Genomic DNA, 14,762 nt, shown 5'->3' with positions numbered 1-14,762 from the left:
ATGATCCTCGCAAAGCCCTGGACGGCCTGGATGCTGGCCGTGTTCGCGCTCGCCTCTGCGCTGTCGGCGGCGGCGCCGGTGCGCGCGGCCGCAGGCGCGATCGAGCTGCGGGCGGACGCCGGCGAACTCCAGCTCTCGCCGCACGTCAGCTACCGCCACGACACCGCGGGCACCGACTCCCTCGAGGACGCCTGGCGCCGGCTCCGGACCGGGGCCTTCGCGCCGCTTCCCGACGGCAATCCGGCCTTCGGCTTCCAGGACGGAGCCTTCTGGGTCCATGCCCGCGTGATCAACCGCGATCCCGCCGAGCAGCGCTGGCTGCTGGTGCAGACCTATCCGCTCAGCGACAGGCTCGACCTCCACCTCCGCTATGCCGACGGTCGCGTCGTTCATCAGGCCGGGGGCGACACCCTGCCCTTCGGCGAGCGCGCGATCCGCTACCGCCACCCCAACTTCATGCTCGACCTGCCGGCGGGCGAGCCCGTGGACATCCTGCTGCGCGTGCAGAGCCAGAGCTCGATGCAGGTGCCGCTTGTGCTGTACACGCCAGCCGCGTTCACCGAAGTCTCGCGCGACGCGCAGCTGGCCATCGGCCTGTACTACGGCATCCTGCTGGCGCTGTTCTTCTACAACCTGGTGCTCTGGCTGGTGCTGCGCGACGGCAGCTACTTCTGGTACCTGTTCCACATCAGCGCGTTCGGCCTGGTGCTGTTCTGCCTCAACGGCCTGGGCTTCGAATACCTGTGGCCGGACAACATCTGGCTGGCGGACAAGTCGGTTCCGCTCTCGATCAGCCTGGCGCTGATCGGCATGCACCAGTTCGCGCGCGTGTTCCTGGGGCTCGGCGAACGCTGGCCCGCCGGCAACCGGGTGAGCATGCTCGCCATCGCCGCGTTCGCCGGCTTCGGCGTCGCCGCGGTCCTCCTGCCCTACCGGCTGATCACACCGGCGGTCTCGCTGGCGGTGCTGGCCAGCATCCTCTGGATCACCGTGGTCAGCGTGGTCGCGCTGCGCAAGGGCTATGCGCCGGCGCGGCTGTTCCTGCTGTCCTGGGCGATGTTCCTCGGCGGCACCGCGGTCTTCACCCTGGTCGCCTTCGGCGTGCTCCCGAAAACCTTCCTCACCGAGTACGGGGTGCAGATCGGCTCCGCGCTGGAAATGCTGTTCCTGTCGATCGCGCTGAGCTACCGCTATGCCTCGCTGCGCAACGACAACGAGCGCATCGTCAGCGAGGCCAACGTGCAGCTGGAACGCAAGGTCGCCCAGCGCACGCGCGCGCTGCGCAGCGCCCTGGACAAGCTCGAGGAGGCGCATGAACGCCTGCACGACTCCAGCCGGAGGGACGGTCTGACCGGGCTGTACAACCGCTCGCACTTCCACGATGCCTTCGAGCGGATGCTGATCGCCTGCAACCGGGAGCGGCGGCCCCTTTCGCTGCTGATGGTGGACCTGGACCACTTCAAGTCGATCAACGACGAGCACGGCCACCTGGTCGGCGACGAGGTGCTGCGCACGGCGGCACGCCGCATCGGCCAGGCCCTGCGGCCCCACGACGCGCTGCTGGCGCGGTTCGGCGGCGAGGAATTCGTGATCGTGCTGCCGGGCACCGATCTGCACGATGCCGTTGCCATCGCCGAGGAGGTGCGCCGCGCCATCTCGGCCGAAGCCTGCGCGTCGCCGCAGGGGCCGAGCGTGCGCATCTCAGGCAGCGTCGGCGTGCATACCGTGGTGCCGGGCACCGTGGACGACATCGACGATGCGCTGCAGGTCGCGGACCAGGCGCTGTACGCGGCCAAGGCCCACGGGCGCGACTGCGTGCGCACCTCGATCTCCGCGGCCTGAGGTTCCCCGCTTCCGCAGGAGGGGCGGAGCGTGGGCCTGGCGGCTCAGCCCCGCCTGCGCTCCGTCAGCATCCAGCCCGCGGCCACACCGGCCAGCGCCCCGATGACTTCCATCAGCACCCGGATGCCGAGGCTGTCGGGATCGTGGATCTTCGCCAGGGCGATGCGCGCATACAGCGGCGACTCGAGCTTGACCACGCCGATGTAGAACAGGTTCCAGGCGTCGATGCCGGCGGCGATCGCCACCGCGGACAGGCAGGCCCAGCCGACGGCATGCCCGTGGGGCCATTGCGCGCGCCGGCCGATGGCATGGAACAGCGCATAGGCCAGCAGCCCGAGCGCCATCGCGATCAGCCCGGCTTCCAGCGCACCCGCCCAGCCCAGGTGCAGGGGCAGGTTCAAGCGCCCCGCCCCGCCTCGCGCACCGCGGCCAGCAGCACGCCATCGCCGACCAGGCGCACGGCCTCGGCGACGTCGGCGTCCATCGCGCGGTCGCGGTCCATGCCGCCGATGCGGCTGCGGATCACGCCGTGCGCGACGCCCACCGCGCGGCCGGGATGGAAGGGCTCGCTGCCGGCAAGCTCCGCGCGCAGCGCTTCGACCTCGGCCATGAAGCGCGCGTGCTCCGGGGTCCCCGCCGGCGGCGCGCCCGACACCTTCGCGGCAAACGCCGCCGCGCCGTCGCGCCGCGCGAGGTCGCGCGCGGCGTTGATCATGTCGCGGCGCAGGTCCAGCGCCTGGGCGGCGGTGTAGAGCTCGAGGCCCAGCACCTTGCCGAGGTCGTCGGCCATGGCCAGCACGTGGCGGGCCTCGTTGGCACCCATCGAGACGTGGTCTTCCGCGTTCGCGCTGGTCGGGATCGAGTACACACTGGCCGGGTGCGCGCGGCTGGCGAGGTCGTTGACGATCGCCGCGGCGGTGTACTGCACGATCATGAAGCCCGATTCGGTGCCGTCCTCGTTCCCGATCAGGAAGGCCGGCAGGCCGTCGCTGGTGGCCGGGTCGACCAGCTTGTTGAGCCGGCGCTCGCTGATCGAGGCCAGCACCGGGATCGCGGCCTTCAGGTAGCTCATCGCCAGCGCCAGCGGCATGCCGTGGAAGTGGCCGGCGGAAATGACCTGCTCCTCGACGTGCTCCGCCGCCTTGTCGGGGAAGACCAGCGGGTTGTCGGTGACCGCATTGAGCTCGACCTCGAGCACGCGCGCGGCCTGGGCCGCGGCGTCGCGCACGGCGCCGTGCACCTGCGGCACGCAGCGCAGGGAATAGCTGTCCTGCGGCTGGTGCTTCTTGCCCCCACGGAAGGGCTTGAAGCGCTGGTAGAACTTCTCGCGGCCGTGGCGCTGGCTCGACGGCACCCAGTCCCAGCCGATGTCGAAGGGCAGCGCCTGCGCGCCGGGCTCGTCCCAGCTGCCGGGCAGCCACTGCCGGAAACGCGGCACCAGGTGGTAGGCGATGTCGGCCAGCGTCGAGCCGTCCAGCAGCGCGCGGAGCTGCGCCGCGGCCGCGACCTGGCCCGGGTGCGGACGCAGCGCATGCACGTCTTCGGCATAGGCGCCCAGGCGGCCGGCGAAGGCATCGAGCGTCATCGCGGCGGCGAGGTCGGCGGTGTCGAGCAGGTCTTCCAGCTTCGCCAGCGCGAGCACGCCCATGGCCAGCATCTGCGCGGTGCCGTTGTTGAGCGCGAGGCCTTCCTTGTACGAGAGCTCGACCGGCGCCAGGCCGGCGCGCTGAAGCGCTTCCGCACCCGGCATGCGCTCGCCGTCGACGAAGGCCTCGCCACCGCCGAGCAGCACGATCGCCAGGTGCGACAGCGGCGCAAGATCGCCCGACGCGCCCACCGAGCCCAGCTGCGGCACCACCGGCACCACGCCGGCGTTGAGCAGCGTGGCCATCGCCTGCAGCGTGTCCACGCGGATGCCCGAGTGGCCGCGCAGCAGGGTGTTGAGGCGGATGCACATCATCGCGCGCACCACCGGCGCGGACATCGGCTCGCCCACGCACACGGCGTGGGTGATCACGAGGTTGCGCTGCAGCTCGGCGTGGAGGGAGCGGCCCGAGGGCGCGGCGCCCGGCAGTCCGTCGCGCAGCGGATGCGCACCAAGCAGCTTGTCGGCGTTGGAGCCGAAGCCGGTGGAGACGCCGTAGATCGGCTCTTCGCGACGGACCTGCTCGGCCAGGAACTCCGCGGCGCGGGCGACGGCCTGCAACGCGCCCTCGTCCAGCGACACCTGGGCGCCGTGCGCGACAGCGACCAGCTGCGGGCGGGTCAGCGAACGACCGTCAAGCAGGACCGGCTTCATCGGGGGTCTCCTTCGGTCGAAGCGGGCATGGCATCGCCCCCGACCGCTGCCGGCCCGCGCCGTGCCAGCAGCGCATCCGCCAGGGCGTCGATGGCCACCTCGAACTGTTCGCCGCTGCGCAGGTCCTTCACCGTGGCCGCGCCGCGCGCGATCTCGTCCCCGCCGCGCACGACCACGTGGCGGATGCCGGCGCGGTCGGCGTACTGGAACTGCTTGCCGAGCTTGCGCGCCTCGAGCTGGGTCTCGACCTTGAGGCCGGCGGCGCGCAGCCGCTGCGAGACCGCCAGCGCGTCGTCCAGGCCGGCGTCGTCGAACAGCGCCACCAGCACGTCGACCGGGCTGTCCGCGACCTGCACCAGCCCCGCCTCGCGCAGCTGCCAGAACAGCCGCGTCAGGCCGATGGAAATCCCGACGCCCGGCAGCTTCGACTTCGTATAGTGGCCCGCAAGGTCGTCGTAGCGGCCGCCGGAGCAGATCGAACCGATGTCCGGGTTCGCGTCCAGCGTGGTCTCGTAGACCATGCCGGTGTAGTAGTCGAGGCCGCGCGCGATCGACAGGTTGATCGCATAGCGCGACCCGGGTACGCCAAGGGCCTTCAGCGCCGCCAGCAGCGCGCGCAGTTCGCTGCGCCCCTCCTCGAACAGCGGCGTGCCGGGGTCGAGCGCGTCGAGTTTTGCCAGCGCGTCGTCATGGCCGCTGGAGCGGATGCGCGAGAACGCCAGCAGCCGCTCGGCCACCTCCGGCGACAGGCCGAAGCCCTCGCCCTCCAATGTCGCGCGCACCGCCTCCTCGCCACGCTTGTCGAGCTTGTCGATCTCGCGCAGCACCAGCGGCTGCGCCGCCTCGTCGATGCCCTGCCCGGCAAAGAAGCCGCGCAGCAGCTTGCGGTGGTTGAGCTGGATGGTGAACTCGCCGATGCCCAGCGCCTCGAACACCGCATTGATCACCGCCGGCACCTCGGCCTCGTAGCGCGGCGACAGCGTGTCCTTGCCGATCACGTCGATGTCGCACTGGTAGAACTCGCGAAAACGCCCGCGCTGGGCGCGCTCGCCGCGGTACACGCGCTGCATCTGGTAGCGGCGGAACGGGAAGGCCAGCTCGTGCTCGTGCTCGGCCACATAGCGCGCCAGCGGCACGGTCAGGTCGAAGCGCAGCGCGAGCTCCGGCGGCCCGGCGTCGGCCCCGCCCGCGGCCGCCTTTTCCAGCGCGCCGGTGGACTGGACGAAGTACACCTGGCGCTCGGTCTCGCCTCCGGTCTTGGTCAGCAGCACCTCGGACAGCTCGAACACCGGCGTTTCCACCGGCAGGAAGCCCCAGGCCTCGAAGGTGCGGCGGATGGTGTCGAGCATGCGCTGGAAAGCGACCTGCTCGCGCGGCAGCAGCTCCAGGACGCCAGGGGGCGTGCGCGGCTTGATCAAGGCGGATCTCCGGTGCGGACGGTGGCCGGTGGGCCCGCCATTCTAGCGGCTGCGGCCGGTTCGCCCGCCCGGGCCTGCGGTGGGGAATTCTCTCGAGTGCGCGCCGGCGCTTGCCCTACGGGCCCCGGACTCACTAAAATGCGCAGCTCACCTGTCGGGGTGTAGCTCAGCCTGGTAGAGCGCTACGTTCGGGACGTAGAAGTCGCAGGTTCAAATCCTGTCTCCCCGACCAAACGGTGTCACTGGAAGCCCGGAGAACGCTACGTTTTTCGGGCTTTCCCGTTCAGGGGACCCGCATTCCCGGACGAGCGCACATGACCGGATCCCTGATCGACATCCTCCGCGGGGCCATCGGCCCGGACCACGTGCTGGCCGGCGGCGACCTCGAGGCCTGGGAGCGCGACCGGCGCAGCCGCGCGCGCGGGCGCGCGCTGGCGGTGGTCCGCCCCGGCAGCACCGCGGACGTCGCGGCCGTGGTCCGCGCCTGCGCCGCCACCGGGACCGCGATCGTGCCGCAGGGCGGCAACACCGGCCTGGTCCTGGGCTCGATCCCCGACGACAGCGGCACCCGGGTGGTGCTCAGCCTGTCGCGGATGCGCGCGGTGCGCGAGATCGATCCCGCCAACCTCACCATGACCGTGGAAGCCGGCTGCGTGCTGCACGACGTGCGGGAGGCCGCGGCCGGCGCCGGCCTGCTGTTCCCGCTCAGCCTCGCCTCCGAAGGCAGCTGCACCATCGGCGGCAACCTCGCCACCAACGCCGGCGGCACCCAGGTCCTCCGCTATGGCAATGCGCGCGAGCTCTGCCTGGGGCTCGAGGTCGTCACCGCGGCCGGCGACGTGTGGGACGGACTTTCCGGGCTGCGCAAGGACAACACCGGCTATGACCTGCGCGATCTGTTCGTGGGGAGCGAGGGCACGCTGGGCGTCATCACCGCGGCCACGCTGAAGCTGTTCCCGCGGCCCGCGGCCACGCACACCGCGTGGCTGGCGGTGCCGTCCATGGAGCAGGCGGTCGCGCTGCTGGCGCTGGCCCAGCGCCGCCTTGCGGGCGAACTCAGCGGCTTCGAGGTGATCGGCCGGCACGCGCTGTCCGTGGTCGCGAGCCAGTTCCCGCAGCTGCGCATCCCGATCCCGGCCGGCGACGGCGACGCCTGCTGCGTGCTGCTCGAGGCCGGCATGAACGCATCCGGCGAGCACGCCGAGGGCCGCTTCCAGGCGCTGCTGGCGGCGGCGCTCGAAGCCGGCTGCGCCACCGACGCGGTGATGGCGGCGAACATCGCCCAGGCCCGCGCCCTCTGGCAGGTGCGCGACAGCATCTCCCCGGCCCAGGCGGCCGAGGGCCTGAACATCAAGCACGACATCGCCCTGCCCGTCTCGCGCATCCCGGACTTCGTGGCCGCCTGCGGTGCGCGGCTCGAACAGGCGATTCCCGGCGTGCGGCTGGTCATCTTCGGCCACCTCGGCGACGGTAACCTGCACTACAACGTGCAGGCTCCGGACGGGAGCGATGCCGCCGCCTTCCTGCATGGACAGGAGGCGGGGGTCAACGCGATCGTGCATGACGCCGTGGCCGCCCGCGGCGGCAGCATCGCCGCCGAGCATGGCATCGGCTCCCTCAAGGTGGACATCCTGCCCCGCTACAAGCCGGCCGTGGCCCTGGGCCTGATGCGCGCGATCAAGCGCGCCCTCGACCCCTTGGACATCATGAATCCCGGTCGGGTGCTGCGGCCTTGAGGCGCCGCGGCTGGCTCCTGGCGCTGGCGGGCATCACGCTCGCCGCTTTCAACCTGCGCACCGCGGTCACCTCGATCACGCCGCTGCTGGACGTGGTCGGCCGCGAATTCGGCTTCGGCGCCACGATGGCGGGCGTCATCGGCATGCTGCCCGCGGCGGCCTTCGCGGCCTTCGGCGCGGCCACCCCGGCCCTCGCCCGACGGCTCGGGCTCGAGCGCACCGTGCTGTTGGCGATGCTGCTGGCCGCGGCCGGCCTGGTGCTGCGTTCGCTGGCCGGTGGCCTGGGCGTGCTGGTGGCGGGTTCGCTGGTGTCGCTGGCCGGCATGGGCATCGGCAACGTGGTGCTGCCGCCATTGGTGAAGCGCTGGTTCCCGCACCGCGTCGGAACGCTCAGCGTCATCTACATCACCGCGCTGCAGGCCGGCACCATCATGGCCGCCCTGCTCGCGGTGCCGCTTGCCGACGCCTTCGGCTGGCGGCTGTCGATGGCCTCGTGGACGCTGGTGGCGGTGGCCGCGATGCTGCCGTGGCTGGTGCTGCTGAAGCGCGGGCTGGCGGGTGATCCCGCGGAGGCCGCGGCGGCAGGGGCGGGCGCGGTCGACTCCCCGGACGACGAAGAAGACGAGGACATCCCCGCCGCCGGCGCCACCGACCTCGATTCCACGCCCGTGATCCGCAACCGCGTCTGGCACACCGGCCTGGGCTGGGGCATGGCGCTGATGTTCGGCATGACCTCGCTCGCGACCTACGCCATGTTCACCTGGATGCCGCGGATCTTCGTCGATGCCGGCGCGTCGCCGGCCTTCGGCGGTGCGATGGTGGCGCTGTACACCGGCTTCAGCCTGCTCGGGGGCCTGGTCGTTCCGGGACTTGCGGTGCGCCTGCGCAACAGCTTCCCGATGGCGCTGGTCTGTGCGCTGGCGCAGTTCACCGGCTTTTACGGCCTGTGGCAGGCGCCGATGGCGGCGCCGTGGCTCTGGGCGACGCTGGTCGGCATCGGCGGCTGCACCTTCCCGCTCGGCCTCACCCTGATCAACCTGCGCACGCGCACGCCCGACGGCTCGGCGGCGCTTTCGGGCTTCACCCAGGGCGTGGGCTACACGCTGGCCTGCCTCGGGCCGCTGCTGTTCGGCCTCCTCAAGGACGCCACCGGCGGACTGGCCTGGCCGTTCGCGATGCTGGCGGTGAGCGTGGTGGTGATGTTGCTGGGGGCGTGGCAGGCCTGCCGGCCGCGCTTCCTCGAGGACGGGCCGGCGAACGGAATCCGCTGAGGGCGCGGCTCCAGGAACGGCAGGCCGGTGACCCTACGGCGTGCACAGGGCCGACAGGCGCCGGCGCAACTCGTCGAACCTGGGGTCGCCCGCCGCGCCCGGCGACACCCGCGCCGCCAGGCTCGCGGCCGGATCGCCTTCCGCCCAGCGTGCGGGGTCGGCGGCCTGGCGGTAGGCGTCACGGAACGGCAAGCCTTCGCGCGCCATGTCCACGGCGAGGTCGGTGGCGTACATCGACGGCTCCAGCGCCGCGCGCATCCGCTCCGCGTCCCAGTCGAGATTGCGCAGCAGGTCGGGCAGCAGCGCCAGCGCCTGCAGGCCCTTGCCGAAGCCGTGGAACAGAGCGCCCTTCGAGATCTGCAGGTCGCGGTGGTAGCCCGAGGGCAGCGACAGCAGCTGCTCGATCTCGCAGCGCGCCGCGGCCACGCTGGCATAGGTCGCGCGCATCAGTTCGATCACGTCCGGGTTGCGCTTGTTGGGCATGATCGAGCTGCCGGTGGTGTACTGCGCCGGCAGCGTCACGAAGCCGTACTCGCCCGAGGTGAACAGGCTCAGGTCCCAGGCCAGGCGGCGCAGGTCGAGCATCGCGCTCGACAGCGCTTCGATCGCCGCCATCTCGAACTTGCCGCGCGACAGCTGCGCGTAGGTCGCCGCCACCTGCATGCGGCCGAAGCCGAGGGCGGCGGTGGTGTGGTCGCGGTCGAGCGGCAGGTTGACGCCGTAGCCCGCGGCGCTGCCGAGCGGATTGGCGTCGATCCAGGCCAGGGTGTCGGCGGCGCGCGTGGCGTCGTCGATGAAGGCCTCGGCCCAGGCCGCCCACCACATGCCCAGCGAGCTGACCACGGCGCGCTGCAGGTGCGTGTAGCCGGGAAGCGGCACGTCGGCTTCGGCCCGTGCGCGGTCGAGGGCGATGCCGGCGGCCTCGACGCAGAGCGCGCGCGTGCGGGCCAGCTTGTCCTTCAGCCACAGGCGCGTGGCGACCAGCACCTGGTCGTTGCGGCTGCGGCCGGTATGGATGCGGCGGCCGGCGTCGCCCAGGCGGTCGGTCAGGCGCGCCTCGATGGCGGAATGGCCGTCCTCGTAGCGCTCGTCGAGGATGAAGCGGCCGGCGCGGAAATCGTCCGCCAGCACGTCCAGCTCGCGCCCGATGGCGGCGAGCTCGTCCGCCGACAGGATGTCGATGCGTTGCAGCCCTTCGGCGTGGGCGCGGCTGGCCTGGATGTCGTGGAGGAAGAAATCGCGGTCCAGCACCACGTCGTCGCCGGCCAGGAAGGCCTGGATGCCGGCATCGACGCTGACGCCGGGCTTCTGCCAGAGGAGGTCGCTCATTTCATTCTCCATGTGCTTGCCGCTGCTTCTGTAGGAGCGGCGATAGCCGCGATTGTCGGCGTCCCGTCGCGGCTATAGCCGCTCCTACAGGAAAAAAGGATCAGTCGAGGGGAATGCCCCGGGTTTCGGGATAGCCGAAGGCGAGGTTGAGGTTCTGCAGAGCCTGGGTGGCGGCGCCCTTGAGCAGGTTGTCGAGCGTGGCGACGACGACGAGCCGGTGCCCGTCCTCCGAGACGGTGAACCCGCCGATCTCGACGCCGTGCCTGCCGGCGATCCGGCTCACCCACGGCGCCTCCGTGGTCACGCTCACCAGCGGCTCGTCCTCGTAGCGGGCGCGATAGGCCGCTTCCACGGCCTCGGCCACGACCGGTTCGCGCAGGTGCATGTTCGCCGTGAGGGTGATGCCGCGGAAATGCGGCGCCACGTGCGGCATGAACTCCACCGGGGCGCCGAGATGGCGGGTGACCTCGCGCTCGTGCAGGTGGTCGACCAGCGCGTAGGGCATCAGGTTGTCGCGCAGCTTGTCGACGTCGTTGCGGTCCGAAGGCGTGGTGCCGGCGCCGGAATAGCCGGAGACGCCGAAGCACTGCACCGGGCCGTCGAGCAGGTCGAGCATCGGCGCGACCGCCAGCTGCATGGCGCTGGCGTAGCAGCCGGGGTTGGCGATGCGGCGCCGGCCTTCGTGGGCGTCGCGGGTGAGCTCCGGGAGGCCGTAGTGCCAGGCGTCGTCGAAGCGGTGGTCGGCCGACAGATCGACGATCACCGGATCGGCGCCGGCCCCGGCGAGGGCCTCCACGAAGACGCCGGACTTGCCGTTCGGCATCGCCAGCACCCAGGCGTCCAGTCCCAGCGCGGCCAGCGCCCCGGGAGCGAGGTTGGCGTAGCGCAGGTCACCGCCATATTCCGGCACATGGTCGGCGACGCGCTGGCCATCGAGTTCGCGCGAGGACACCGCCGCCAGTTCGAAGCCCGGGTGCGCCGCCAGCAGGCGGATGAGCTCGGCGCCGGTGTGGCCGCGCGCGCCGATGATGCCGACGGTCTTCTTCATGCCGCTGCCTCCTTGTCCGCCAGGGTCGCGGGCCGGCCGGCGCAGTGGACGACGGCGCGTTCGATCTCCGGGAAGCCGTCCATGCCGTACCAGAACACCTTCCACGGATCCTGCCGGATGGACCCGTCGCTTTCGGCGGAGTAGAAGGCGTTGGCCGGATTGCCCTGGCGCGAGCGCCAGAACAGCGTCGGGGTTTCCTCGCGCATCACCTGCCATACCGCGCGCCCCAGGCCCTCGCCCTGGGCATCGTCGAGCACGGCGAACTTGTCGAGGTAGGGCACGCCGTCGACCGCGGTCAGGATCACCGCGGTGCGGTAGTTCTCGCTGACGTAGGCGCGCAGCAGCGGCGTGCGCTCGAAGTAGTCCGGCAGCAGGCTCCGCCCGAACGCCGACTCGATCAGCAGGCGCAGCCGCGGCAGGTCGAGCCCGTCCCAGGAATCCGCGCGCAGCACGCGCTCGCCGCGGCGCACCAGGGTTCCCGAGCCCCTGTGCGTGAACAGCTCGCGCGCCAGCTGGTCAGGCCGCGTGATCGACACCGAGGACGACGGCGGCAGCGCCATCAGCAGGTTGTGCACCTGCTCGATCTTCAACCGCATGCCCGAGTGCAGCCAGGGCTGCGCCAGCAGCTCCTCGTACTCGGTGCTGAGGTTGATGGAATCGATCACCTTGCCGTCGGGGCCGAGCAGGCCGCCGGTCCCGGTCAGGAACACGATCTTGTACGGCTGCAGGGTCTTGATCAGCTCGTTGGCCGCCCAGTCGGCGTTGACGTTGACGATCTGGCCGTCGGCGGTCTCGCCCAGCGAAGTGATGACGGGAATCGAGCCGGCCTTGATCGCCGCGCCGATGCCGTCGGTGTCCACGCGCATCACCTGCCCGACCAGCCCGTAGCGCTCGCGGTCGAGGAAGGCGCACTCGAACACGCCCGACTGGATCGAGGTGGCGCGCACACCCTCCACCTGCAGCGCCTCGACCAGGCGCAGGTTCTGCTGCCGCATCACCCGGCGGACGATCGCCAGGCCCGCCGCGTCGGTATGGCGCAGGTTGTCGACGGTGCGCTTCTCGATGCCCGCGGCCTGCATCGCCTCGTCGAGCTGCGGGCCGGCGCCGTGGACCACGATCGGCGTCAGCCCCACCTGCTGCAGGAAGGCCAGCGACGAGGTCAGGGCCTCCAGGTCGTCGCGCAGTACCGCGCCGCCGACCTTGACCACGGCGAAGCGCCGCGCGTCGACCTGCGAGAAGCGCTTCAGGTACTGGCTGATCTCCTTGGCGCTGCCCATGCTCGAGAGCAGGCGGATGATGGTCTGGCGGGTCTGGGCGTGTGCTTGCATGGATCGTGCTTCGCAGGTTGGATGGCGGTTTCTTGCCACGGATTGACGCGGATCGGCCGCGGATTTGCACGGACAGAGCAGAAGCTTTTTGACCACGGATGACGCGGCCGGGAACGCTTTTCCTTTCGCCCGTCTTTGCCCTGTTCGTGCAAATCCGCGTTCATTCGCGTAAATCCGTGGCCAATGCTTCTCCCCCGATCACCCGCGCCACCGCCCCGGCATAGGTGCGCAGCTGGTCGATGGAGACGAATTCGTCGGCCGTGTGGGCCTGGGCGATGTGGCCGGGGCCGTAGACCACGGCGTCGAGGCCCGCGGCGGAGAACAGCGAGGCCTCGGTCCAGAAGTCGACCGCATTGCCGATCGGCAGGCCGAGCCCTTCGGCGAACTCCCGCGCGGCCAGCCGGCGCTCTTCCGCGGCGGAGGCCTCACCGGCGGGCAGCGAGGGACCGTGGAAGGTGACGGCGTAGTCGCTGCCCTCCGGCGCCAGCGCGGCGAAGCGCGCATGCAGCTGCTCCACGTCATGCGAGGGCAGCGGACGGAAGCCGAAGCGCACTTCCGCGGCCGGGGCGATCACGTTGGCCTTGATGCCGCCCTCGACGCGGCCGATGTTGAAGCGCAGACCGGTCAGGCCACCGAAGCGCTGCTGCGCCTCGCCCTCGGCCAGCGCCAGCGCCTCCACGCCCCAGCGCATCGCCTTGTGCACGGCGCTGGCCGTCAGCGCCTGTGCGCCCGATGCGTGCCCGGCCTCACCGTGGAAGCGCAGCTGCACGGCGGCGATGCCGCGGTGCGCGAGCACCGCCTCGCAGCCGGTCGGCTCGGCCACCAGCACACGGCGGAAGCCATGGGCGGTGGCCAGGAAGGCGGCGATGCAGCGCGGGTCGTTGGCCTCCTCGTCGCTGCTGAAAAGGAAGGCGGCATCGCCCGGCACCGCCCGTGCGGCGGCGATCAGCGCCGCGGCCGCGCCCTTGATGTCGCAGGCGCCCAGCCCGATGGCGCGGTCGCCCTGGACGCGCAGCACGTGCGGGTCGCCGCTCCACGCCGGCGAGTCCGGCACCGTGTCCAGGTGCACGTTGAACAGCAGCGCCGGATCGCCGCGGCGCGCGAACAGCGACACCGCGCCGGCACCGTGGTCGGTGACCGTGACCAAGAAGTCCGGCAGCTGCGCGCGAATGTAGTCGAAGATGCCGCCGGTGCCGATCGCACGCGGCGGGTTGCGGGTATCGAACGACACCAGCGCCGCGAGGTGGCGGAGGACCTCGTCGAGCGGGGGGGTCACGGCGCGTTGACCTCGGCCCACAGCGTGCTGCTCATGCCGAACAGCTTGATGAAGCCCTCGGCCTCCTCCACGCCCCAGTCCGCGGACTGCGCATAGGTGGCGCCGCTGGCGTTGAGGATGTGCGGCGAACGCACGGCCACCGCGTCGACGCGGCCGCCGCGGGTCTCCAGCATCACCTCGCCGTTGACCATGCGCTGCGACGAGGCCAGGAAGGCCTCGAGGTCGGCCTTCAGGGGGTCGTGGTAGAAGCCCTCGTACACCAGCTCCACCCACTTGCGGCCGATGTCAGGCTTGAAGCGGTTCTGCTGCTTGGTCAGCACCGCCTCTTCCAGCGCGCGGTGCGCCGCGAGCAGGGCGGTGAGTCCCGGCGCCTCGTACACGATGCGTCCCTTGAGGCCGATGGTGGTGTCGCCCGTATAGATGCCGCGACCCACGCCGTAGGGCGCGAACATCGTGTTGAGGCGCGCCAGCAGCCTCGCGCCCTCCACGTCCTCGCCGTCCAGTCCCACCGCTTCGCCGTTGACGAAGCGCAGCGCGACCTGCAGCGGTTCGTCCGGCCAGGCCGAGCGCGGCGCGCACCATCCGCGCGCGCCCTCGCCCGGCGCCTCCCAGCGGTCGATCTCGCCGCCGGACATGGTGATGCCGAGCAGGTTCTCGTTGATGGTGTAGGCCTTCTGCCTGGACTGCACGCCGAAGCCGCGCTCTTCGAGATAGGCCTGCTCGTAGGCGCGGGTCTGCGTGTGTTCCTTCTGGATCTCGCGGATCGGGGCCACGATGCGGAAGTCTCCCGATGCCTTCACCGCGAGGTCGAAGCGCACCTGGTCGTTGCCCATGCCGGTGCAGCCGTGGGCGATCGCATTGGTGCCGAGGTCGCGCGCGCGCGCCAGCGCGGCATCCACGATCAGGTAGCGGTCGGACACCAGCAGCGGGTACTGGCCCTGGTAGGCCTCTCCCGCCCAGACGAAGGGTTTGACGAAGCCCTCCCAGATCGCTGGGCCCCCGTCGACGGTGACATGGCTGGCCACGCCGAGCTCCGCCGCGCGGGCTTCGATCGTCGCCCGCTCGGCGGCGTCCACGCCGCCGGTATCGGCGAACACCGTGTGCACGGTCCAGCCGCGCTCTTTCAGCCAGGGCACGCAGAAGCTGGTGTCGAGCCCCCCGGAGAAGGCCAGGACGATGTCTTTGGATTCGGATGCAGCGGTCATGTCGGGGGTC

11 protein-coding genes and 1 tRNA gene are annotated in these 14,762 nt (G+C 71.3%); 4 read left to right on the top strand and 8 right to left on the bottom strand.

Features of this window, described 5'->3' with window-relative positions; genetic code table 11:
* The gene (locus tag FPZ22_RS11985; RefSeq protein WP_144893263.1) at window positions 1–1,842 is read left to right on the top strand and encodes a sensor domain-containing diguanylate cyclase; all 1,842 of its coding nucleotides are present in this window, start codon (window positions 1–3) and stop codon (window positions 1,840–1,842) included.
* Window positions 1,843–1,886: 44 nt separating this feature from the next.
* Here FPZ22_RS11985 and FPZ22_RS11980 read toward each other — a convergent pair whose 3' ends face one another.
* Genes FPZ22_RS11980 through hisS form a run of 3 tightly spaced genes read right to left on the bottom strand, consistent with a single transcriptional unit; the run spans window position 1,887 to window position 5,559 of the window.
* A complete protein-coding gene (locus tag FPZ22_RS11980) occupies window positions 1,887–2,243 on the bottom strand; it encodes a hypothetical protein (RefSeq protein ID WP_144893261.1) in 357 nt (118 codons plus the stop codon).
* On the bottom strand, window positions 2,240–4,141 hold the full coding sequence (locus FPZ22_RS11975) for an HAL/PAL/TAL family ammonia-lyase (RefSeq protein ID WP_144893259.1): 1,902 nt from the start codon (window positions 4,139–4,141) through the stop codon (window positions 2,240–2,242). The genes FPZ22_RS11980 and FPZ22_RS11975 overlap by 4 nt, the downstream gene beginning before the upstream one ends.
* A complete protein-coding gene (hisS, locus tag FPZ22_RS11970) occupies window positions 4,138–5,559 on the bottom strand; it encodes a histidine--tRNA ligase (RefSeq protein ID WP_144893257.1) in 1,422 nt (473 codons plus the stop codon). Before hisS ends, FPZ22_RS11975 begins: the two co-directional genes overlap by 4 nt.
* A gap of 155 nt (window positions 5,560–5,714) precedes the next feature.
* Between hisS and FPZ22_RS11965 the strand changes: the two genes are divergently transcribed.
* From FPZ22_RS11965 to FPZ22_RS11955, 3 genes are all read left to right on the top strand, one after another.
* Window positions 5,715–5,791: transfer RNA gene (locus FPZ22_RS11965), tRNA-Pro, on the top strand.
* An 82-nt stretch (window positions 5,792–5,873) separates the two neighbouring features.
* A complete protein-coding gene (locus tag FPZ22_RS11960) occupies window positions 5,874–7,295 on the top strand; it encodes an FAD-binding oxidoreductase (RefSeq protein WP_144893255.1) in 1,422 nt (473 codons plus the stop codon).
* Complete coding sequence (locus FPZ22_RS11955; protein ID WP_144893253.1) at window positions 7,292–8,566, top strand: MFS transporter; 1,275 nt, start codon at window positions 7,292–7,294, stop codon at window positions 8,564–8,566. Before FPZ22_RS11960 ends, FPZ22_RS11955 begins: the two co-directional genes overlap by 4 nt.
* A gap of 33 nt (window positions 8,567–8,599) precedes the next feature.
* On the opposite strand, the gene argH is transcribed toward FPZ22_RS11955, so the two are convergent.
* From argH to FPZ22_RS11930, 5 genes are all read right to left on the bottom strand, one after another.
* Window positions 8,600–9,895, bottom strand: coding sequence for an argininosuccinate lyase (gene argH / locus FPZ22_RS11950; RefSeq protein ID WP_144893251.1), 1,296 nt, complete (start codon window positions 9,893–9,895; stop codon window positions 8,600–8,602).
* 100 nt (window positions 9,896–9,995) lie between these two features.
* On the bottom strand, window positions 9,996–10,943 hold the full coding sequence (gene argC / locus FPZ22_RS11945; RefSeq protein WP_144893249.1) for an N-acetyl-gamma-glutamyl-phosphate reductase: 948 nt from the start codon (window positions 10,941–10,943) through the stop codon (window positions 9,996–9,998).
* Window positions 10,940–12,271, bottom strand: coding sequence for an acetylglutamate kinase (locus FPZ22_RS11940; protein ID WP_144893246.1), 1,332 nt, complete (start codon window positions 12,269–12,271; stop codon window positions 10,940–10,942). The genes argC and FPZ22_RS11940 overlap by 4 nt, the downstream gene beginning before the upstream one ends.
* Before the next feature lie 160 nt (window positions 12,272–12,431).
* Window positions 12,432–13,547 carry an acetylornithine deacetylase gene (locus tag FPZ22_RS11935; RefSeq protein ID WP_144893244.1) on the bottom strand — a complete coding sequence of 372 codons (1,116 nt, stop codon included), beginning with the start codon at window positions 13,545–13,547 and terminating at the stop codon, window positions 12,432–12,434.
* Window positions 13,544–14,752, bottom strand: coding sequence for an argininosuccinate synthase (locus FPZ22_RS11930; protein ID WP_144893242.1), 1,209 nt, complete (start codon window positions 14,750–14,752; stop codon window positions 13,544–13,546). The genes FPZ22_RS11935 and FPZ22_RS11930 overlap by 4 nt, the downstream gene beginning before the upstream one ends.
* Window positions 14,753–14,762 lie beyond the last annotated feature (10 nt).

The organism is Luteimonas granuli, assembly GCF_007795095.1.
GTDB classification, from domain to species: Bacteria; Pseudomonadota; Gammaproteobacteria; order Xanthomonadales; family Xanthomonadaceae; genus Luteimonas; species Luteimonas granuli.
Note: the sequence above shows the minus strand (reverse complement) of the source record. Positions and strands in the feature narration are given on the sequence as shown.